The sequence below is a fragment of the Dyella thiooxydans genome (assembly GCF_001641285.1).
In the GTDB taxonomy this organism is placed as follows: Bacteria; Pseudomonadota; Gammaproteobacteria; order Xanthomonadales; family Rhodanobacteraceae; genus Dyella_A; species Dyella_A thiooxydans.
The window spans coordinates 4,144,255-4,166,310 of the sequence record NZ_CP014841.1 but is presented as its reverse complement, the minus strand read 5'-3'; the positions used below and the strand labels follow the sequence as shown (position 1 = coordinate 4,166,310).

Here is a 22,056-nt window from a genome sequence, read left to right as displayed (position 1 = left end):
TTCTAACGGCGCCGCCCCCGCCCTGCCCGTCGACGTACGGGCAGGGCGGGGGCGGAACGCGGTCAGTCGAGGATCACTTCCCCTGCATCGTCACGCAGGTTGTACGGCGAGGACATCACCTTGCCGTAGGCGCCGGCCTGGGCGATCAGCACCACGTCGCCCTCGCTGGCCTCGGGCAGGCGGCGGTCGCTGCCGAGCACGTCGCCGCTCTCGCAGATCGGACCGACCACCTGATAGAGCGCGGTGGCCGGCTCGTCGAGGCGGCTGAGGTTCACGATCTCGTGCCAGGCGTCGTACAGCGCCGGCCGGATCAGGCTGTTCATGCCGGTGTCCACGCCGAGGTAGCGCAGCGCGCCCTTGCCCTTCTGCTGGGTAACTTTCGCCAGCAGCACACCGGCGTCGGCCACCAGGTAGCGGCCCGGTTCCATCCACAGCTGGTAGTGCGGATAGGCGGCCTTCACCTCACGCAGCACCTTGTCCAGCGCGGCGATGTCCAGCCGCGCCTCACCCGGGTGCGACGGCACGCCGAGACCGCCACCGATGTCGAGGAAGGCCACGCTGCCGATGCGTTCGGCCAGGCTGGCCAGCTGGGCATAGACCTCACCCCAGTGGCCGGCGTCGAGGATGCCCGAGCCCAGGTGCGCGTGCAGGCCGCGCACGGTCACGCCATGGCGGTCGGCCAGGCGCAGGAAGGCATCGAGCTGCTCCACCGGCAGGCCGAACTTGCTGCCGCTGCCGCCGGTGCGCACCTTTTCGTGATGGCCCAGGCCGCGACCCAGGTCCAGCCGCAGCACGATCTCGCGGCCGCGGAAGGTGTCGCCCCAGTGTTCCAACGGATAGAGCGAGTCCAGCGAGACGGTGGCCCGGGTGGTCAGGGCCCAGGCGTAGTCCTCGCGCGGGGCGAAGTTCGGCGTGAACAGCAGCGGCGCGCTCTCCGGCACCGCCGCCATCACCGCCTTCAGTTCGCCCGGCGAGACGCACTCGAAGCCGAAGCCCTCCTCGGCAATGGCTTTCAGGATCGCCGGATGCGTGTTGGCCTTCACCGCGTAGTGCAGGCGATCCACCGCGGCCAGCGTCTTCAGCTCGCGTGCCTGCGCGCGCACCGTGGGCAGGTGGTAGACGTAGCGCGGGGTCGCCTCGGCGGCGATCGCCAACAGCCGCTCGCGTTCGGCCTCGCGCCACCAGGCAGAGGCCGCCACCGGCGTCTCGCCGCTGCCGTACAGCGCCTGCCAGCTCGGGCCGAACAGCGCGCTGTCGTCGGTGCGCAGCGCGCCGGCGGCGATCAGCAGTTCGTGCAGGTGCGGCAGCAGTTCGTCGACCACGCTCTCGTCGACCACGAAGGTCAGGTTGAGGTTGTTCGACGACTGCGAGATCAGGTGCACGCGCAGCTGGCCGAACTCGGCCAGCACGCCGGACAGCGTGTGCAGCATCGAGCGCATGCCGCGTCCGACCAGGGTGATCGCCGCGCAAGGCGCGATCACCTTGACCCGGCACACCTTGGCCAGGTCGGCGGCGAGCGCGGCGACCGCGTCGGAATCGAGCAGGTTCTCGGTCGGATCCAGCGACACGGTGACGTTGGTCTCGGCCGAGCCGATCAGGTCCACCGACAGGCCATGCTGCTTGAACTGCGCGAACACGTCGGCGAGGAAGCCGACCTGCTGCCACATGCCGACCGACTCCATCGACACCAGGGTGATGCCCTTGCGGGCGCTGATCGCCTTCACGCTGGGCGCGTGCTCGCGCACCTCCGGGCCGATCACGGTGCCTTCCAGCTCGGGCCGGTTGGTGTCCTTGATCAGCAGCGGCACGCGCGGCTCGCGCAGCGGCGACAGGCAGCGAGGGTGCAGCACCTTGGCACCGGTGGAGGCGATTTCCTGCGCCTCCTCGTAGTCCAGCTTCTGCAGCAGGCGTGCACCCGGCACCTGGCGCGGATTGGCGGTGAACATGCCGGCCACGTCGGTCCAGATCTCCACCCGCGCCGCCTTCAGCAGCGCGCCGAAGTACGAGGCCGAGGTGTCCGAGCCGCCGCGGCCGAGCAGTACCGTGCGTCGGCGGCTGCCTTCGACGTCCGCCTCGCGGGCGATGAAGCCCTGGGTGATGAACACCTCGCCACGCTCGGCCAGCCGGGCGTTGAGCGCCGGATCGGGGCGGGCATCGACCATCGCCGAGAGCAGCCGGGTGCGTTCGTTCTGGTTGGGCAGCGCGATCGCGCTCAGGCACTCGCGCGCGTCGACCCACTCGGTCGGCACGCCGCTGTGGCTGAGAAAGGCCGCGCCCAGCGCGCTGGACATCAGCTCGCCGTGCGCCTGCACCTGCGCCGACCAGGCCAACTCGCCCAGCTCGGCCGGACCCTTGTCGGCCAGTTCGGCCAGCGTGCGCAGCCGTTCGGCCAGCGTCGGCGGCGTCTCCAGCTGCATGTGCGCCAACAGGTCATAGTGGCGCTGCGCGATCGCGTCGGCCGCCGCCATCCGTTTCGCCCGGTCGCCCTCGCCGCACAGCTGTTTCAGTGCGTCCGTGATACCGGTCAGCGCGGAGACGACCACCAGCACGCGGGCGCCTTCGGCGCGGCGGCTGGCGACCAGCTCACGAATGTTCTGCCAACGGGGAAGCGTGGCGACGGAGGTGCCGCCGAACTTCATCACGATCCAGGGGGCGTCCGCGGAAAGCGGCGCGGGGGCTTGGGAGTTCACGAGACTCTTGGTGGTTGTGGGGAAGACGAATCCCGCCAGTGTTGCGCTGCCGCAAGGGGATTGCAACAGGCCAGCCATACCTTGGAGTTTGGACGTCCAGACGTCCGTTCATCGTTTCCGATGCAACAACCGCCGAGCTGCCGGCCAACCGCAGCTTCCCGGACGACGCCGGAAGGCAGCACAGGAGCAGCCACCACCGCGACGCCGCCATGAAAAAGGCCGGCGGATGCCGGCCTTTTCGATCACTCCACCACGACCGGAATCTTGCCGATCCGCGCCTGCCACTCGCGCGGCCCGGTCTTGTGAACCGACGTGCCGGCCGAGTCGACCGCCACGGTCACCGGCATATCCTGCACCTCGAACTCGTAGATCGCCTCCATGCCAAGGTCCGCGAAGGCCAGCACCTTGGAGGCCTTGATCGCCTTGGACACCAGGTAGGCCGCGCCACCGACCGCCATCAGGTACACCGACCGATGCTTCTTGATCGCCTCGATCGCCGCCGGGCCGCGCTCGGCCTTGCCGACCATGCCGAGCAAGCCGGTCTGCGCCAAGACCTGTTCGGTGAACTTGTCCATGCGGGTGGCAGTGGTGGGACCGGCCGGACCCACCACCTCGTCGCGCACCGGGTCGACCGGGCCGACGTAATAGATGAAGCGGCCGGTGAAATCGACCGGCAGCCTCTCGCCCTTGTTGAGCATGTCGACCATGCGCTTGTGCGCGGCGTCGCGACCGGTCAGCAGCTTGCCGTTGAGCAGCAGCACCTCGCCCGGCTTGAAGCTGGCGACTTCCTCGGGAGTGATGGTGTCGAGGTTCACCCGCCGTGCGTTGGCCGGGTTGTAGGTGAGCTTGGGCCAGTCCTCCAGCGAGGGGGCCGCAAGCGCCACCGGGCCGGAGCCGTCGAGGGTGAAGTGCGCATGGCGGGTCGCGGCGCAGTTCGGGATCATCGCCACCGGCAGGTTGGCCGCGTGGGTCGGGTAGTCCTTGATCTTCACGTCGAGCACCGTGGTCAGGCCACCCAGGCCCTGCGCGCCGATGCCGAGCGCGTTGACCTTCTCATACAGCTCGATGCGCAGCTCCTCGGCGCGGTTGCTCGGGCCGCGGGCAATCAGCTCCTGGATGTCGATGTGCTCCATCAGCGACTCCTTCGCCAGCAGCATCGCCTTCTCGGCGGTGCCGCCGATGCCGATGCCGAGCATGCCCGGCGGGCACCAGCCGGCGCCCATGGTCGGCACGGTCTTCAGCACCCAGTCGACGATGGAGTCGGACGGGTTGAGCATCACGAACTTCGACTTCGCTTCCGAACCGCCACCCTTGGCGGCGACGATCACGTCGAGCTTGTCGCCGGGCACGATCGAGACGTTGATCACCGCCGGGGTGTTGTCCCTGGTGTTGCTGCGCTTGCCGGCCGGATCGGCCAGCACGCTGGCGCGCAGCTTGTTGTCCGGGTCGTTGTAGGCGCGGCGCACGCCCTCGTTGACGGCGTCTTCCAGCGAGCCGGTGAAGCCCTCCCAGCGCACGCCCATGCCGACCTTCAGAAACACCGTGACGATGCCGGTGTCCTGGCACAGCGGCCGATGGCCTTCGGCGGCCATGCGCGAGTTGATCAGGATCTGCGCCATCGCGTCCTTGGCCGCGGGCGACTCCTCGCGCTCGTAGGCGGCGGCGAGGTTGGTGATGTAGTCGACCGGGTGGTAGTAGCTGATGTACTGCAGCGCGTCGGCGACGGACTGGATCAGGTCTTCCTGCTGGATGGCGGTCATGGGCAGCTCGCGGGGATAAGGGCCCACCGGGGGAATCTCGGCGGCGCCAGCCCGCTATTTTGCCGCATCGGGCGCGACCCGGCCAAACCACATGGCGCCGGGCCGCGCCCGGCCTGCCCACTCAGTAGCGGTATTCGAGCTGAAGCATCAGCGTGCCGACATGGCCGTCCATGCGGACGCCGTTGCGCGAGGCGTTCAGGTGATGGAAGTCGTAATGCAGGCCGACGCTGAACCGGTCGCTGAGGTCGTAACCGCCGCCCACACCGGCGTACCAGCCGTTACCCGCCGTCATCCCGTTGCTGCTGGCCACGTAGATCGGCGGCCTGACCTGCGAGCTGACATCCAGCCAGCCATGCAGCAGACCGGCATGGGCGGTGACATACCAGGGTGCATCGGCGCGCCAGGTCGCCGTCGCGCCCAGCAGGCCCGCCGATACCTGCACCTGGTCCTGCACGGTGGCGCCCGGCAGGTTGTAGCTGTCCGAGAACTTGCCCAGGTAGATCAGCCCGGTCTCCACACCCCAGCTGACCGGACCGCGCCACTGCACGCCCACGCGGAGCGCGCTGGCCACGTCGCTGCCGTCGCGGCGATAACCGGTACCGGCCGGCTGGCCGAGCTGCGCGCGCGCACTGCCCGCGCCGATATCGACGAAATACTGTGGCCCGGCCGCCTGCGCAGCGGACGCGAAGGTCGTAGCGGCGAGGAACGCCACCGCCATTTTCCGGAACATCGAACACCCCTGTGAGCTGGATCACGATCCGCGCATGAACGCCGTCATGACGCACTCACAAGGTAGCCGAGGCGCCGCCGCGGGTCTGTTGGCCAGTTCCCGGTTCCGCCAATAGCCCGCGGCAACCCAATCCACACCGGGCTCAAGATAGGAGCAGGCCGCGAGGCACCTCACCGCGCGGCACTGCCATCCCTCAGAAGTGGTACTCGAACTGGATCGTAAAAGCCGATACGTTTCCGTCGCTCGACGCCCCATCAAGTGTGGCCCGGAGGTGATAGTTGTCGTACTGAACACCAATGCTCGAACGCTCGGTGAGGTCGTATCCGACACCCAGGCCTGCATACCAACCCGCACCAGTGCCGCTGTCACTGCCATAGCCGGAGCTTCCGTAGGCAGGGCCATAGGGCAGGTTCTGATAGCTGTATCTGGACTCTTGCAAGGATCGGAGCAGTCCCCCTCTCAGGGATACGTACCAGGGACTGTCGAAACGAAAGGCACTGTTCAGACCCAACATCCAACCCGATGCCCGCAGTTTCTCGTTGAGCGAGTAATCGCCAAAACTGTACCGGGACTTCATCTGGCCCAGATTGACGTAACCCGTCTCGATACCGAGATGCGCAGCGTTATTCCACTGGTAACCGAAGCGGATGGCCCCGGCGCCGGAGCTGTTTTTCTTGACATAACCAGGGATGCTTGGTCGCCCGAACGAATGATAGACCGACCCTCCCAGACCCACGCTCAGGAAATAGCCCCCCTCTTGAGAATCCGCCCTGACCGATGCTGACGCAGCGACCGAGCCCAGGGCCAATACGACTAAAAGTAATCTATTCATTCCATTTTCCCTCGATCTTCCTTTTCGGAGTGCCGCAAATCGTAGCAAGCGGGATTTATGAATTACTGAAAAGAGACCTCCCAGTCCAACGCCTTGGCATCACATCCTCAATATCGGTATTCGAGCTGAACCATCGCCGTGCCGATGTCGCCACCGAGATCAGCACCACCACCCGACGCCCGGACGTGATAGAGGTCGTAATGTAGGCCAACGCTGAGGCGTTCGCTGATGTCGCAGCCTCCGCCCACACCAACGTAGAAGCCATCGCCACTGGCCGAAGCGGAGGGGGCCACGCCATAGGGGCCATCGACGCGGGTCCGCAGATCAGTCCAGGCATGCAGCCAGCCGCCACGCATCGACAGGTACCAGGGCGCATCGAAGCGGTAGGTGAAGTTGCCACCCAGCAGCATGCCGCGGGTGCGAGCCTCGTTCCTGACGTTGGACGGAAAGACAACGTACCGGTCCGATACCTGCCCGAGATCGACGTAGCCGACCTCGATGCCCCGGTCGACCGGGTCTTGCCACATCACGCCGACGCGCACGGCACCGGCGGCGTCGGTGCCGCGCAAGCGGTCGCCGTATCGGTAACTACCGTCCAGGTGGCCATCGGACGCACCCAGTGCGCCGTTGACGAAATATACATTGCCTTCCGCGTGAACGACGGACGACAGCATCAACGCGGCGAGGCACGCCGCGGCAAGCTTCCTGCTCATCCTGCTTCCTTGTGTGGTTCATTGGATTCCCCGCAGCGGGCCGCGCCGAAGGGCCCGGCACCGTAGCAGAAACACGACGGCCCGGGCCGTGCGCGACTCGCGCTTGTGACATCCAGGCACCGGATTGCCGATGCCGCACCCCACTGGCATGGTGCATCCCTCACCCTCGTACGGACCCGCCATGACCGCCCGTCGTTTCATGCAACTGGATGTCTTCGCCGATCGCCCGATGCTGGGTAATCCGCTCGCCGTCGTGATCGACGCCCAGGACCTGGACGACGCGTCGATGCAGGCCTTCGCCCGCTGGACCAACCTCTCGGAAACTACCTTCCTGCTGCCGCCGACCAGGTCGGAAGCGGACTACCGCGTGCGTATCTTCACCCCGCGCCAGGAGCTGCCGTTCGCCGGACACCCCAGTGTCGGCAGCGCCTATGCCGCGATCGAGGCGGGACTGGTCGATACCGGCAAGAGCTCGCTCGTGCAGGAATGTGCGGCGGGGCTGCTGCCGGTTCGCGTGGAGGGGCATGGCCGCGCCCGCCGGATCCACGTCCAGGCGCCACCGGCGCGGATCCTCGAGATCGGGGACGACCTGCGCGAGCGGCTGGCCGCGGCCTTGCCGGCCAGGCTGGAACGGGACGAGGTGCGACTGGTCGACAACGGTCCGCACTGGCTGGTCTGCGACCTGCGCGAAGCCGGCGCCGTGCGCGCGCTGCAGCCGGATCTCGCCGCGGTGGCTGCGCTGTGCGGGCACAACGCAGCCGTGGGCGTCAGCGTGTTCGGCCACGAGACCGACGGCACCGCGGCGATGGCCGTGCGTGCGTTCTGCCCCGCCGACGGCATTCCGGAGGACCCGGTCACCGGCAGTGCCAATGCAGCGATCATGGCCTGGCTGGGCCTCCGCGGCGACAACCTGTACGGCACCCGCTACCGGGCCAGCCAGGGGCGTGAGGTCGGACGCGACGGGATGGTCGATGTCGCCCGCGACGACACGACAGGCACCGTCACCATTGGCGGCGCCTGCGCACTCACCGTGCGTGGCGAGTTGAACCTGGCACCGACGCTCTAGGAAAAATGCCGAGTGCCTAGCACTTCACTTGAAGTGTTTTTGGGTGCAAGCTCACAGAACGCCATCGTGGTCTGCGGGGGACACGACGGCGTACAGGGAAACAATGAAGTCATCGCTACGGATGACGCGCTCGCCCATCGGGTTGAAGCGCGGCAGGTCGCGCCTTGCGCGGACTGTCGTGGCCTCCGATCCCGGTCGTGTTCTAAGGAGAGTCTCATGCGATCCACGCTTCACCGCACCACCCTCGCCGCCACCCTCGCACTGTTCTTCGCCGGCGCATCGCTTGCCAGCGCCGCGGATGCGCCACAGGCGACCACCACGAGTGCTACCGACGCCTCGCAGACCGTCAACGTCACGCTGATGCTCCACCTGCGCGACGAGCACGGACTGGCCAACTACATCCAGCAGACCGTCACCCCCGGCAGTCCGAACTTCCAGCGCTTCCTCAGCACCGCGGATTTCGCCCGGCGCTACGGCGCCTCCGACGCCGAGATCGCCCGTGTCCAGCATTACCTGGCCTCGCAGGGACTGCGCGGCGACGTGATGGCCAACCGCATCACGCTCCAGGTCAGCGGTACGCTGGCCCAGTTCAGCGCCGCCTTCGGCACCCCTATCCACAGCTACCGGCTGCGCTCCAACGGTCGCCTCTACCACCGTCCGACCGGTGACGTGGTGATGCCGGCCGGGCTGGTCGGACAGGTGGACGCGATCGTCGGCCTGGACAACGAATCGAGCTTCCTGTCGCACCGGCTGAGCTCGCCGCACCTGCCCCAGGCCGCCCCCAAGCTGGCCAGCCTCAACGCAATCGGTGCCAACCGCGCGAAGAGCGCCGACAGCAATCCGACCGCGTCGGGACAGCCCGGCGAGTACACCGTCGGCGACGTGGCCAACTTCTACAACATCAATCCGCTGTATCAGCGCGGCATCACCGGCAAGGGCTCCACGGTCGCCATCGTGACGCTGGCCAACTTCGACCCGGCCGATGCCGAGGCCTACTGGAGTGCCATCGGCCTGACCACCAAACCGCACCGCATCGAGCAGATCCACGTCGATGGCGGCGGCCCGATCAACAGCGGCAGCGGCGAGACCGCGCTGGACGTGGAACAGGCAGGTGGCCTGGCGCCGGATGCCGACATCCTCGTCTACGACGCGCCGAACACCAACGCCAGCTTCGTCAATGCCCTGGCGCAGGCGGTGGTGGACAACCGCGCCGACGCCATCTCCACCAGCTGGGGCGCCCCGGAGATCTACAACTTCGCGGCACTCAACGTGGACGGCGCACGCGTCAACGACACCCGCGACGTCGGCACGCTGCAAGCGTTCCACACGCTGCTGATGGAAGCGGCGGTGCAGGGACAGTCGGTGTTCGCCGCGGCCGGCGACTCGGGGGCCTACGACACCGTGCGCGGGCTCGGTCATGGCACCGGTCCCGGTGAATTCAGCGCACCGCTGACGGTGGACTCGCCGGCATCCGATCCGTACATCACCGCGGCCGGCGGCACCACCACGCCCTTCAGCTTCGCCTTCGGCAACGGCCCGGTGGCCTCGGTCTCGCAGGAGAGCGTGTGGGGCTGGGACTACCTGCAGACCTACTTCGACACCAACTTCGGCCAGGGTGTGGTGGACCTGTTCTCGGTGGGTGGCGGCGGCGGCGTCAGCAGCTACTGGCGCAAGCCGTTCTACCAGTACTTCACCCGCGGCATCCGTCGCACCGAAGGCCACCAGTCGCTGGACTACAACGACCCGACGGCCGGCCCGACCACGCTGCTGAAGCTGCCCTCGCACTTCGCCGGCCGCAACCTGCCGGACATCTCACTCAACGCGGACCCGGAGACGGGCTATCTGGTGTACTCCAGCACCGATGGCGGCGCGACCGCCGGCCAGGGCGGCACCAGCTTCGTGGCGCCACAGCTCAACGGCATCACCGCGCTGCTGCGGCAGAGCTCGGGCCATCGCATCGGCCTGTGGAATCCGCAGATGTACTTCCTGCAGGCGGTGTTCGGCTATGGCCGCTACTCGCCGTTCAACAGCGTCAACGGCGGCGACAACTGGTTCTACCAGGGTGCACCGCACTACACCCCGGGCGCCGGCATCGGCACGCTGGACGTGAGCAACCTGGACGCATTCATGCGGTTCCGCTGGTAAGCCACCGGCCAGTGGAAAAGCAACGGCCGCCCCATGGGGCGGCCGTTGTCGTTCGCTGCCGGCGAAGAGTGCTCAGAAGCGCACTTCGGCGAACCCGGAGAATACGTCCACGCCGTCCTGCGACCGTGAGCCGTTGATCTGGGCGCGCACGTTGTAGCGGTCGTAAGCCACGCCAACGCCGAAGTTCTCGTTGATGTCGTAGCCCACGCCGACACCCGCGTAACCACCATCACCGGAATAGCTCGAGCTGGATCCGCCGATCTTGAAGTCGACGTTGTCGTGCATCCAGCCGAGGCGGGCATTGACGAACATGCGGTTGCGGAAGCGGTAGGTCATGTTGACGCCCGCCAGCGGTCCGGTGGCGCCGCCCGACAGGTCACTGCTGCCGACGCCGGAATAGTAGGTTCCCTTGCCCTTGCCCAAGTCGGCATAGCCGGCCTCGAAGCCGTAGCTCACCTGATCGATGTTCCACGCGTAGCCAAAGCGCCACGCCGTGGCGGTGTCCGTCTTGCTCGTGTTGAAGCCGTCATCGTGCCAGGTCGACTGACCCACCGTGCCATTGAGAAAGAACTGGCCCGAGGTGGTCGCGGCCAGCGAGCCGGCGGAGATGCAGGAAAGGGCCATCGCCGCAACGGCGATGGTGAAGCGCTTGCTCATCGGTGACTCCCCTGTGGTTGGCGATTTCTGCACCTCGGCCTCATGACCGCGGCAGCAGCCGCGGGAGTATGGGCAGCCGCAGGCAGCGAGCCTGTCGGCAAGCGCCTACATGGCGCGTAGGCGCTTGCCGCCCTTGCCGCGGACCGACATGATGCGGCCTCCTCTCCCGCCTCCCGCGAACGGATCGCCCGCGCATGCCCAATACCCCGAACGGATACCTGCGCAACATGCGCCTGGGCGACGCGGCGATGGTCGTCATCGGCGGCATCATCGGTGGCGGCATCTTCCTCAATCCGGGCGTGGCCGCGGCGCGTACCGAATCGGGCATCGCGCTGCTGGCGATATGGGTCGGGGCAGGACTGCTGACCCTTGTCGGCGCGCTGTGCTATGCCGAGCTCGGCGCGCGGCGACCGAACGCCGGCGGCATCTACGTCTACCTGCGCGAAGCCTTCGGTCCGCTGGCCGGCTTCCTGTTCGGCTGGACCATGCTGCTGGTGATCTACTCCGGATCCACCGCGGCGGTGGCCACCATCTTCGCCAGCTATGCCTCGGCCCTGTTCGACCTGCCGCCACGGGCGGCCACGCCGCTGGCAGTCGCCGCACTGGCCTTCGTCGCCGGCATCAACCTGTTCGGGATCCGCCTGGGCGCGACCATCCAGAACACCTTCTCCGTGCTCAAGCTGGCGGCAGTCGCCGTGCTGGTCGGCTGCGGCCTCTACCTGGCCGGTGTGGGTCAGGGCGCGCATGCGGTGCTGGGGGTGGACGAAGCACGGCGCGGCGTGGGCTTCATGGGTGCGGCGTTGCCGGTGCTGTTCGCCTATTCCGGATTCACCTACCTCAACAACCTCGCCGGCGAAGTCGACCAGCCGCAGCGCACCCTGCCCCGCGCGCTGTTCCTCGGCATGCTCGGGGTGATCGTCGCCTACGCGCTGGTCAACGTGGCCTACCTGGCCGCGCTCGGTCACGAGGGGCTGGCCGCCAGCCATGCCCCGGCAGCGGACGTGATGCAGCGGGTGTTCGGCACCGTCGGCGCCAAGGCGATCTCGCTGGGCGTGGCGATCTCCACCCTGGGCTTCTGCAACATCACCGTGGTGGCGGGCGCCCGCGTGCTGCAGGTGATGGGCGAGGACGGGCTGTTCTTCCGCTCGGTGGCACGGCTGCACCCGGTGCATCGCACGCCGAACCTGGCGATCGTGCTGCTGGCCGGATGGTCGATCGTGCTCGTGGCTTCGGGCAGCTACGGCCAGCTGCTGGACTACGCCACCTTCGCCGACTGGCTGGCCTGCGCGATCGGCGTGCTGACGCTGTTCTGGTACCGGCGCCACGATGGCGCCGGCGCCAGCTTCCGGGTGCCGGGCTACCCGCTGCTGCCGCTGCTGTTCGTGGGCGTGATCGGCTGGGTGGTGGTCGAGACCATGCGCAGCAATCCGCGCAATGCCGGCATCGGCGTGCTGATCATGCTGGCCGGCGCACCGGTGTATTTCGTCTGGCAGCGTCTGTTCAGGCCCGCCCATCCCTAAGCCTCGCAGGGGATGCGAGAATGCCCGGATCATCCTCGGGAGCGGTTTGATGGCGCAGTTGCAGGACCAGGGTCTGCTGGCGAAACCGGACACCTCCGTCACGCCGGAAAAGGTCCGTGACGGCATCGGGTTGCGCATCAACGGCGAGGACTTCCGCCACACCGGCGACCCCGAGCTGCCGCTGCTCTGGTATCTGCGGGACGTGCTGCGCCTGACCGGCACCAAGTACGCCGATGCCAAAGGCACCGGCGGCGCCGATCTCGTGCTGGTCGACGGCAAGGCGATTTCGGCAATCACGCTGCCGATGGCCCGGCTGGCCGGCAAATCCGTGGTGACCGTGGAGGGACTGGCCGGCCCCGACGGCCAGTTGCACCCGCTGCAGCAGGCCTTCATCGACGAGGACGCGATCGGCTGCGGCTACTGCACGCCGGGCTGGCTGATCGCCGGCGTCGACCTGCTGCGCCGCAAGCCGCATCCCTCCGACGCCGATATCGACACCCTGCCCAACCTCTGCCGCTGCGGCTGCCAGACCCGGGTGCGCAAGGCGATCCAGCGCGCCGCCAGGGGAGGCCAGGCATGATCCGGCTGTCACGTCGCCGCTTCCTGCAGGTACTGGCCGGCGCCACGGGAGCGCTGGTGGTGGGCATTCCCCTGGTCGATGCCGCCGATGCACCGGTACCCACCGGCTGGCTCGGCGACCAGATCTACGGTCTCGGTGCCTACGTGCGCGTGGACGCCGATGGCAGCGTGCTGATCGGCGCGCGCGACCCGGAAACCGGCACCGGTGCCGCGACCGCGCTGGCCCGCATCATCGCCGACGAGATGGATGCCGACTGGTCCAGCGTGAGGGTGATCGCCCTGGGGCCGGACACGACCCAGGTTGGCGGCAAGACCCGTTTCGTCTACGGCCACCAGCTCGGCGGCACCGGCACCTCGGTACCGTCGGCATGGAACGATCTGCGCCCGGCGGGTGCACTGGCCCGCTGGCTGCTGCTGCAGGCGGCGGCACGCCAGCTCGGCGTGCCGGCCGACCAGCTCCGCTGCGAGGCCGGCCACGTGATCAGCGGCGATGGCCGCCGCCTCGGCTACGGCCAGCTCGCCGCGGCAGCCGCGAAGATCGATCCGCCCAAGGCACCGGTGCCGCTGAAGACGCCCGACCGCTTCACCCTGATCGGCAAGGGCGCCGGTGACGCCAATGCCCGCGCGGTAGTCACCGGGCAGGCCCGCTTCGGCATCGACCACGCCAGCGACGACGCCCTGGTGGCCGTGATGGCGCACTGCCCGTGGCCGGATGGCAGCCTCGACCGGATCGATACGGCCAAGGCACTGGCGATCAAGGGCGTGCAGAAGATCCTGCGTCTGGCCCCGGAAAAAGATCAGCCCCTTGGCACCACGCCGCGCTGTGTCGCCGTCGCGGTGGTGGCGGAAAACACCTGGGCGGCACTGCGTGGTCGCGCCGCACTCGAACTGAAATGGAAGCCCGGCGCATCCGCGGGCGAGTCCACCGCTGCCATCGAGCAGCAGGCGCAGACCCTGCTCGCCGGTGACGGCGCGCCTGCCCTGCGCATGCGCAACGACGGCGATGTCGACGCCGCCAGCAAGAAGGCCGCCCGTCGCATCGAGGCCACCTACGTTCAGCCGTGGCTGGCGCATGCCACGGCCGAGCCGATGAACTGTTTCGCGCGGATCGACAAGGATCGCGCCGAGCTGGTCATCCCGACCCAGGCACCGCAGCAGGCGCTGGCCGTGGTGCAGCGGCTCACCGGCCTGTCGCCCGCGCAGATCACCATCCGCGTGCCGCGTGTCGGCGGTGGCTACGGCCGCCGGCTCGACCACGATTACGTGGCCGAGGCGGTGATGCTGGGCAAGATGCTGGACAAGCCGGTGCGGCTGCTGTGGACGCGCGAGGACGATCTCGCGCACGACTTCTACCGCTCCGGCAGCGTGCATGCGATGCAGGCGATCATCGGCCGCAGGCGCCAGCTGCTGGCCTGGAACCATCGCTTCGCCACCGCACCGGCACTGGCCGGCCGTGGCGTGCCGGACGACCGGCTGGGGATCGCCGAAGCCAACCCGGGCCACCTCCCGGCCGGCCTGGTGCCGAACTTCCGGCTGGACTGGTACGCACTGCAGGCCACCACGCCGCGCGGCCCCATGCGCGGCATGCCCGATACGGCACAGGCCTTCGCCGTGGAAAGCTTCATCGACGAGATCGCCCACGTGATGCGCGAAAACCCGCTGGATACCCGCCTGCGGGTGATCGGCGAGCCGCGCCAGCTGCCGCTGCCCGGCGGCGGTGCGCTGGACACCGGCCGGCTGGCCAACGTGCTTAAACTGGCCGCCGAACGCATCGACTGGGCGACCTGGCTGCATACCGTCAACGGCCTGGGCATTGCCGCCTGGTACATGGACGGCGCCTATGTCGCACACGCGGTGGAAGCTTCGATGCAGGGCGAGCAGCTCACCATCGAGCGCGCAGTCTGCGTGGCCGACATCGGTCGCGCGATCAACCCCACCGGGCTGGAAGGCCAGCTTGCCGGCGCCACGCTGGACGCATTCGGCCAGGCACTGAACCAGGCGATAACCATCAGGGATGGCCAGGTGCAGCAGCGGGACTGGAGCGCCTACGGCCTGGCCGGCATGGCGCAATTGCCGGATGCGGTGGAAGTCGTGGTGATCGCGGACAATGACCGACCGCCCGCCGGTGCCAGTTTCCTGGCCATGCCGACCGCCGCACCAGCGCTCGCCAACGCGGTCTTCCGCGCCACCGCGGTACGCGTCCGCCGGCTGCCGCTGATGAAGGAGCTGCTGCGGCTGCTCTGAGCGCAGGCGGCCGCAGGCATCGGAAGGAGCGTCACGCGCGTATCGGGGTGCATGTCTCAACGCTCCCTTGTCTGGTTCAAGCGCGACCTGCGCCTGCGTGACCACGCCCCGCTGGCTACGGCGGCACAGGCCGACGCGGCCGCGGCGATCTACCTGATCGAGCCGGACTGGCTGGCCAGCCCGGAGGGCTCGTCCGCCCACGTCGCGTTCGCACTGGAGGGCCTGGCACAACTGCGACGGGCGCTCGCCGCCCGCGGCCTGCCGTTGCTGGTCGAGGTGGGCGAGGCGTGCAGCGTGTTCGAGCGGCTGCGCGCGCGGTTCCCCTTCGACGAGCTGCTCAGCCACGAGGAAACCGGCTCCGGCTGGAGCTACCGCCGCGACCAGGTCGTGGCCGCCTGGTGCCGTCGCCATAGCGTGGCTTGGACGGAGTTCCCCCAGACCGGCGCGGTGCGCGGCCTGCGCTCGCGCGATGGCTGGGCCCGGCGCTGGCAGGCACGAATGGACGCCCCGCAGGTGCCCTCGCCCACGGGCTTCCGCGGCGAAGCGTGTCTCGAGCCGCAGGATCTTCCCGACCTCGCCCGGCTGGGCCTCGAACCGCACGGCAAGCAGCTGCAGATGGCCGGCGAGGCCACGGCCGAAGCAACGCTCGCGAGCTTCCTGGCCCACCGCGGCCACGACTACCTCAAGTCGATCTCCAGTCCCCTGCGCGCCGAGCGCGGCGGCAGCCGGCTCAGCCCCTACCTCGCCTTCGGCATGCTGTCGATGCGCCAGGTGCACCAGGCTACCGTGGCGGCCATCGCAACCCGGGAAGACACCGGCGTGCGCCGCGCCCTGCGCGGTTTCGCCGGGCGGCTGCGCTGGCACTGCCACTTCGTGCAGAAGCTGGAGAGCCAGCCCTCGCTGGAGTTCCGCAACCTGGCCCGGGCGACCGACGGCCTGCGCGAGGGCGAATTCGACCGCGCGCGCTTCGAGGCGTGGTGCGCCGGCGCCACCGGCTATCCGATGGTCGACGCCTGCATGCGCTCGCTGCGCGCCACCGGCTGGCTCAACTTCCGCATGCGGGCGATGCTGGTGAGTTTCGCCGCCTACCACCTGTGGCTGCACTGGCGCGAACCGGGGCTGTTCCTGGCGCGCCAGTTCCTCGATTACGAGGCCGGCATCCACTGGAGCCAGATGCAGATGCAGAGCGGGACCACCGGCATCAACACGCTGCGCATGTACTCGCCGACCAAGCAGGCGCGCGACCACGATCCGGACGGCCGCTTCATCCGCCGCTGGGTGCCGGAGCTGGCGCGCGTGCCGCTGCCGCTGCTGGCCGAGCCGTGGCGGATGGAGCCGTCGCAGCAGCGCGCCGCCGGTTGCGTGATCGGCCGCGACTATCCAGCCCCGCTGGTCGAGGAAAAGGCCGCGCTGACCCACGCGCGCGACCGGCTGTACGCGGCGCGACGCGATCCGCTGGCACGCCGCGAGGCCGATGCAATCCAGGCCCGCCACGGCTCGCGCCGCAGCGGGCTGCCGCCCACCACCCGACGTCACCGCACCTCGGTGCCGTCGCCCCAGGCCGACCTGTTCGAATGACTCCCGACGACTTCCCGCCCACCCGCGAGGCCGCCCTCGCCCGCCTTGCCGCGGTGCGTCCGGCCGACTACGCACGGAGCCGCAACGCGCTGGAAGGCGCGGTCACGCGGCTGTCGCCGTACCTCACCCATGGCGTGCTCACGCTGCCGGAAGCCCACGCCGGGATCGCCGACCGCCATCGGCTGGATCCGCAGCACAAGCTGGTCTACGAGTTCGGCTGGCGCGAGTACTTCCAGCACGTGTGGCAGCAACGCGGCGAGGCGATCTTCGCTTCGCTGCACCCCGGGCCGCTGCCCGACGCCGCGTATGCCAGCGCCCTGCCGCAGGACATCCGCGAAGGCCACACCGGGGTGCCGGCGATCGACCGCGCGGTGGCCGCGCTGTACGCCACCGGCTACCTGCACAACCACGCCCGCATGTGGCTGGCCAGCTACGTGGTGCACCTGCGCAAGGTGCGCTGGCGCGCCGGCGCGGACTGGCTCTACGGGCACCTGCTCGATGGCGACCTGGCCAGCAACCACCTGAGCTGGCAGTGGGTGGCCGGCACCGGCAGCCACAAGCCGTACCTGTTCAACGCGGCCAACGTGGCGAAGTACGCCCCGCGCGACTGGCACAGCACCGGCACCGCCATCGACTGCAGCTACGAGGCGCTGGACCGGATCGCCCGCGACCCGGCAGCCGTGGCCGCGGAGGCCCGCGGCGATGCGCGGGGCGAGCGCGAACCACCGCTTCTCGACGGCCCGCCCGCCGCACACGGCTACGTCGCGCCGGATCCCGCCGCGGTGCACGGGCGCGACGTGTGGCTGGTGCATCCCTGGTCGCTGGGCGCGGCACCGGCGGACCTGCCCGGGGACACCCTCCGCGTGGCCGTGGCGATCGCCGACTGGCATCGGCGGTGGCCGTGGTCGGCGCGACGCTGGTCGTTCGTCGCCGAACGGCAGCGCGCGCTGGCGTCGCTGCTCTGGCTGGCTCCCGCTCCGGCTCTGGTCGCCGCGCTGGCTGGCGCGCGAGACGTGCATGCCGTCGACGATCCGCACCTGCGCCAGGCGCTCGGCCCGGCCGCCGAGGCGATCCGCTGGCGCCCCGCGCCCCGCCTGTTCGCGCCGGTGGCGACCACCTGCGCCAGCTTCTCGCAGTGGTGGCGACGCACCCGGCTGGCCGGCTGAGCGCGCTCACGCACCGCCCACACTTGTATTGCATACAATCAAATTGCTTGAAATACGAATGGCATTCCCCACCTGCCATGCAGCGCCTTCGCGCCCCGTCTTTTCCACCCCATCCCGAGGAGTCCCCATGACCGACCGTCCGGCCGACGTTTCCGTGTTGTTCCAGCCGATCACCGTCGGCGACCTGAAGCTGCCCAACCGCATCGTGATGGCGCCGCTCACCCGCAACCGCGCGGGCGAGGGCAACACCGTGGGCGCGCTGCAGGCCACCTACTACAGCCAGCGCGCCAGCGCCGGCCTGATCATCGCCGAGGCCACCCAGGTGGTGCCCGAGGGCCAAGGCTACATCGCCACCCCCGGCATCCATTCGGACGCCCAGGTGGCCAGCTGGAAGGAAGTGACCGACGCGGTGCACGCGGCCGGCGGCCGCATCGTGCTGCAGCTGTGGCACGTGGGGCGCATCTCGCACACCTCGCTGCAGCCCGGCGGCCAGGCGCCGGTGGCGCCGTCGGCGATCCGCGCCGACGCCAAGGTGTTCACCGCCGAGGGTTTCAGCGACGTCTCCGAACCTCGCGCGCTGGAGCTGGCGGAGATCCCCGCGCTGATCGACAGCTATCGCGTGGCCGCGCGCCGCGCGATCGAGGCGGGCTTCGACGGCGTCGAGGTGCACGGCGCCAACGGCTACCTGATCGATCAGTTCCTGCGCGACAAGACCAACCGGCGCACCGACGCCTACGGCGGCAGCATCGAGAACCGCACGCGCCTGCTGTTCGAGGTGTGCGAGACGGTGGCGAAGGAGATCGGCGCCGGCCGCACCGGCGTGCGCCTGTCGCCGCTGACCCCGTTCGGCGACATCGCCGACAGCGACCCCCAGGCGTTGTTCAACCGCGCGGTGGAGCGGCTGGCCACGCTGGACCTGGCCTTCATCCACGTGATCGAGGGCGAAACCGGCGGCAACCGCGCGCCGCAGCCGTTCGACTACGCCGCGATGCGCAGGCCGTTCAAAGGCGCGTGGATCGTCAACAACGGCTACGACCGCGCCATGGCGATCGATGCGGTGGCCAGCGGCAAGGCCGACCTGGTGGCGTTCGGCCGCGCCTTCATCGCCAATCCGGACCTGCCGCACCGGCTGCGCGAAGACGCGCCGCTGAACCCGCTGGACGGCAATACGCTGTATGGCGGTGGTGCCAAGGGCTATACCGACTATCCCGCGCTGGCGTGATGAAGCCGATGGCGCGGACCGGTCGTCACGACTTGTCCGCGTCGCCGGTCTGGGCCACCCTGCCGCCCATGCCACGCCGCCCCGCCCTGCCCGCCCCTGATCCGCAGCCCCCGCTGTGCCTCAAGCAGCACCTGTGCTTCGCGCTCTACGCAGCCAGCAACCAGATGACCCGGCTGGCCCGCCCCATGCTCGACGAACTGGGACTGACCTACCCGCAGTACCTGGTGATGCTGGTGCTGTGGGAACACGGGACGCGCACCGTCGGCGAGATCGGCGAGGCGCTGCTGCTGGATTCGGGCACGCTCACCCCGCTGCTCAAGCGGATGGAGGCGAACGGCCTGCTTGCCCGCCGGCGCGACCCCGAGGACGAGCGCCGCGTGCGCGTCGCACTGTCGCCGCGCGGCCGCGTGCTGAAACAGCGGGCCGCCGGCCTGCCCTCGTACATGCGCTGCCAGGTCGAGTTGCCGCCGGCCCGCATGGATCAGCTTCGCGACCAGCTGCTGGCGCTGGTGGAGGCGATGCACCCGCGCGCCGCCGACTGATCCTCCGCCCCTGCCGCCCATGCTGGACACCACCCTGGCCAACCGACACCGGACCGACCTGCTCGACCGCGACAGCGTCTGGCTGTTCGGCTATGGCTCGATCCTCTACAAGACCGGCTTCGACTGCCTGGAGCGACGACCGGCGTCACTGCATGGCTGGGCGCGCCGCTTCTGGCAGGGGTCGCACGACCACCGCGGCACGCCCGAGGCGCCGGGCCGGGTGGTCACACTTGTCCGCGAGGCCGGCGCGCGCTGCCTGGGCGTGGCCTTCCGCATCCGCCCGGCCACGCTTGCGGCCCTCGACGTGCGGGAAAAGAACGGCTATCTGCGCGAGACCGTCGAGCTCGAAATGGACGGCGGCAGCCGCGCCAGGGCGGTTAGCTACATCGCCCCGCCCGGCAATGGCGCATGGCTGGGGCCGGCACCCGAGCCGGTGATTGCCCGGCAGATCGCGAACGCCAAAGGCCCCAGTGGCCCCAACCGCGACTACCTGCTCGGGCTGGCCGCGTCGCTGCGCACGCTCGGCGCCGACGATACCCACGTGTTCGCGCTGGAGAGCGCCATGCTCGCACTGAGCGCGCGCTGACGCGTCAGTGCGCGGGCTGGAACTGGTCGCTGGCCGGCACCCAGTTGGAGGAACTGGCAGGCGCGGGCAATGGCGCGGTGCGGGGTGAAGCCAGTGGATCCTCGCAGCCCGGCGGCAGCGGCGCTCCGGCGACCCGGGCGCTGGCGCACTGCACCGTGTTGTCCAGCCGGATCGGCGTCACCGGCGCGGGCGCGGGCGCGGTGGCAGGCGCAGGCGGGGGTGGCGCCAGCGGCGTGGCGGGCAGGTTGAGCCGGTTGTAGATCGCCTGCTCCAGCGGTTTCGCGGGCGGATCGGGGTTGCGGCAACCCAGCAGCGCCACCGGCAGCAAGGGCATCGCCACGCACTGGATCCGCACGCCGCGCGGCAGGTGGAAGGTGTGCTTGACCGTGGTCTTCTCCACCGCGTGGCGCAGCGCGCTGTCGATCGAACTCTCGCCTTCCGGCGCCCAGTCCTGGTCGAAGCGGGTCGGCCGATAGCCGATGTCGGGCGCGCGGTGGCGCATGATCTGCGTATCGCCATGCGGCTTCAGCTGGATGTACTGGCCCAGCGCCGGATTGCCCTCGATGCCGTGGTCGGCACCCTGCGCCGAACTGCCCTGCGCCACCGCGCCGGGGGCCTTGCCTGCACTTGGCCCGGGCGCCGGCAGCACGATGCTGCCGTCCTTGCCGATCAACAGCGACGACGGCTGCTTCACGCCCTGCGGCGCCCCGGGCGTGGCGGTATCGCTGCCCTGCGGCGTGGCATCGGGGGAGGAACTCACGTCGGTCTGGCCCGCGTGCGCAGCACTGGCGGGTGACGACGCCTCGGCGGCGGGTGCGCTCGCAACTGCCGCCTTCGCAGCCACCGCCGGTACGGCAGGAACGCTGGCGGGCTTCGGCGGCGCCTCGGCGGGCTCCGGCGACAGCTCCGGCCGGGCCACGGTCACCGCGACTTTCGCCGCCGGCGGCGCCACCTGCGGCGCGGTGAACGCCGGTGGCGTCGGCTGGTCGCTCAGGGTCGGCGCCCTCGGCGCCACCGGCACCGCGGCCAGCTCAGGCTCCTCGGCTGGGGCGACGGCGACCGCGGGGGCCTGGATCGACGGACGCTGCACGGCCACCACCGGACTCGGCGGAGTCAACTGCGGCGCGAGGTTCACCGTCGGTGCCGCCTGGGCCGGCAGCGGCACCGGCGCCAGTTCCGGGACCGGCGGCGCGGCGGTCACCTCGGGGCGGGCGACGACGAGGCTGGCCGGCGCGGGGCTCACCGGCACGCGGGTATCCAGCGCCAGGGTGGGCGGTGCCAGCTTCGGCGGCGACTGCGGTGGCAACTCCGGCATCGCCAGGGACGCGGGCGGCGGGATCGGCCGGTTGCCCTCCAGTTGCGGCTTGCGCGGCGGCTCGGGCTGGAACTTCGGCGGCACCGGCTTCGGCATCGGCGGCGAATCGAGGGTGACCGTGGGCGGCTCACCGACCAGCGGCACGGGCTGCAGGTCCGGCGTCGGCGCCGGCCTCGGCACGGTAACCGGCGGCGCCTTGGCGGCGACGGCCTTGTCCGGTCGGGGGACCACGGTGTGCTTCACGGCGTCGATCACCGGCGGTTCGATCGCCGGCACGGGCAGCGGGCTCGGTGCGGGTACCGCCGGCAAGGCGGGCGATGCGGTACGGGCGACGCGCACCGCGCCGCGACTAGCGGTGCCGCGGTGTACCGGCCCGACCTTCTTCGGCAGCGCGCCGAGCGGGGGCGGAGGCGGAGGCGGAGGCGGCGGCTCGTCCTTCTTCTTCTCGATGAGCCGCACCTGCAGCGCATCGCCGGGCTGCTCGGGGGGTATGTCGGGCACGTAGACCGGCCCCAGTATCACGCCGAGCAGGAAGCCGAAGTGCACGCACAGACTGCCCACCAGCGCAACGATGCGCAGCCAGCGGTCGCGCGGTTTCTGCCGGGTGCGCCGCCGATACACGCGCGCCTGTTCGGCCGCTTCGCGTGGCGACTGCAACAGGACGATGGCGCGAGGGACGTCGCGATCCGGGGGCGGGGGCGGCATGCCGGA

General features: G+C 69.7%; 17 protein-coding genes. 10 read left to right on the top strand and 7 right to left on the bottom strand.

Annotation, left to right across the window (positions count from 1 at the left end):
- Window positions 1-62: 62 nt before the first annotated feature.
- From ATSB10_RS18595 to ATSB10_RS18575, 5 genes are all read right to left on the bottom strand, one after another.
- Window positions 63-2,639, bottom strand: a complete 2,577-nt coding sequence (locus tag ATSB10_RS18595) for a bifunctional aspartate kinase/diaminopimelate decarboxylase (protein WP_063674190.1) — start codon at window positions 2,637-2,639, stop codon at window positions 63-65.
- Window positions 2,640-2,932: 293 nt separating this feature from the next.
- Window positions 2,933-4,450, bottom strand: a complete 1,518-nt coding sequence (locus ATSB10_RS18590) for a fumarate hydratase (RefSeq protein ID WP_063674189.1) — start codon at window positions 4,448-4,450, stop codon at window positions 2,933-2,935.
- Window positions 4,451-4,571: 121 nt separating this feature from the next.
- A complete protein-coding gene (locus ATSB10_RS18585) occupies window positions 4,572-5,180 on the bottom strand; it encodes an outer membrane protein (protein WP_083966293.1) in 609 nt (202 codons plus the stop codon).
- Window positions 5,181-5,373: 193 nt separating this feature from the next.
- Window positions 5,374-6,012 carry an outer membrane protein gene (locus ATSB10_RS18580; RefSeq protein WP_063674187.1) on the bottom strand — a complete coding sequence of 213 codons (639 nt, stop codon included), beginning with the start codon at window positions 6,010-6,012 and terminating at the stop codon, window positions 5,374-5,376.
- A gap of 107 nt (window positions 6,013-6,119) precedes the next feature.
- Window positions 6,120-6,725 carry an outer membrane protein gene (locus ATSB10_RS18575; protein WP_063674186.1) on the bottom strand — a complete coding sequence of 202 codons (606 nt, stop codon included), beginning with the start codon at window positions 6,723-6,725 and terminating at the stop codon, window positions 6,120-6,122.
- Between the two features lie 181 nt (window positions 6,726-6,906).
- Here ATSB10_RS18575 and ATSB10_RS18570 point away from each other — a divergent pair, with 181 nt between their 5' ends.
- A complete protein-coding gene (locus tag ATSB10_RS18570; RefSeq protein WP_063674185.1) occupies window positions 6,907-7,791 on the top strand; it encodes a PhzF family phenazine biosynthesis protein in 885 nt (294 codons plus the stop codon).
- 216 nt (window positions 7,792-8,007) lie between these two features.
- Window positions 8,008-9,936, top strand: coding sequence for a S53 family peptidase (locus ATSB10_RS18565; RefSeq protein WP_063674184.1), 1,929 nt, complete (start codon window positions 8,008-8,010; stop codon window positions 9,934-9,936).
- Window positions 9,937-10,008: 72 nt separating this feature from the next.
- Here the strand turns inward: ATSB10_RS18565 and ATSB10_RS18560 are convergent, their stop codons facing one another.
- Window positions 10,009-10,593 carry an outer membrane beta-barrel protein gene (locus tag ATSB10_RS18560; RefSeq protein WP_063674183.1) on the bottom strand — a complete coding sequence of 195 codons (585 nt, stop codon included), beginning with the start codon at window positions 10,591-10,593 and terminating at the stop codon, window positions 10,009-10,011.
- 194 nt (window positions 10,594-10,787) lie between these two features.
- On the opposite strand from ATSB10_RS18560, the gene ATSB10_RS18555 reads away from it, so the two are divergent.
- The 8 genes from ATSB10_RS18555 to ATSB10_RS18520 all read left to right on the top strand — a co-directional run bounded on the left by ATSB10_RS18555 (window position 10,788) and on the right by ATSB10_RS18520 (window position 20,030).
- Window positions 10,788-12,113: an APC family permease gene (locus tag ATSB10_RS18555; RefSeq protein ID WP_063674182.1), complete on the top strand. Its 1,326-nt coding sequence runs from the start codon at window positions 10,788-10,790 to the stop codon at window positions 12,111-12,113.
- 49 nt (window positions 12,114-12,162) lie between these two features.
- Window positions 12,163-12,693, top strand: a complete 531-nt coding sequence (locus tag ATSB10_RS18550; protein ID WP_063674181.1) for a (2Fe-2S)-binding protein — start codon at window positions 12,163-12,165, stop codon at window positions 12,691-12,693.
- Window positions 12,690-14,936: a xanthine dehydrogenase family protein molybdopterin-binding subunit gene (locus ATSB10_RS18545; protein ID WP_063674180.1), complete on the top strand. Its 2,247-nt coding sequence runs from the start codon at window positions 12,690-12,692 to the stop codon at window positions 14,934-14,936. Before ATSB10_RS18550 ends, ATSB10_RS18545 begins: the two co-directional genes overlap by 4 nt.
- A 51-nt stretch (window positions 14,937-14,987) precedes the next feature.
- Complete coding sequence (locus tag ATSB10_RS18540; RefSeq protein WP_063674179.1) at window positions 14,988-16,514, top strand: cryptochrome/deoxyribodipyrimidine photo-lyase family protein; 1,527 nt, start codon at window positions 14,988-14,990, stop codon at window positions 16,512-16,514.
- Complete coding sequence (locus ATSB10_RS18535; RefSeq protein ID WP_063674178.1) at window positions 16,511-17,680, top strand: FAD-binding domain-containing protein; 1,170 nt, start codon at window positions 16,511-16,513, stop codon at window positions 17,678-17,680. Before ATSB10_RS18540 ends, ATSB10_RS18535 begins: the two co-directional genes overlap by 4 nt.
- A gap of 127 nt (window positions 17,681-17,807) precedes the next feature.
- Window positions 17,808-18,902 (top strand): alkene reductase, encoded by a 1,095-nt coding sequence (locus tag ATSB10_RS18530; protein ID WP_063674177.1) that lies wholly within the window; start codon window positions 17,808-17,810, stop codon window positions 18,900-18,902.
- Window positions 18,903-18,970: 68 nt separating this feature from the next.
- A complete protein-coding gene (locus ATSB10_RS18525; RefSeq protein ID WP_063674582.1) occupies window positions 18,971-19,444 on the top strand; it encodes a MarR family winged helix-turn-helix transcriptional regulator in 474 nt (157 codons plus the stop codon).
- A gap of 19 nt (window positions 19,445-19,463) precedes the next feature.
- On the top strand, window positions 19,464-20,030 hold the full coding sequence (locus tag ATSB10_RS18520) for a gamma-glutamylcyclotransferase (protein WP_063674176.1): 567 nt from the start codon (window positions 19,464-19,466) through the stop codon (window positions 20,028-20,030).
- Between the two features lie 4 nt (window positions 20,031-20,034).
- On the opposite strand, the gene ATSB10_RS18515 is transcribed toward ATSB10_RS18520, so the two are convergent.
- Entirely contained in the window at window positions 20,035-22,050 is a 2,016-nt protein-coding gene (locus ATSB10_RS18515) for a hypothetical protein (protein WP_063674175.1), read from the bottom strand.
- Window positions 22,051-22,056 lie beyond the last annotated feature (6 nt).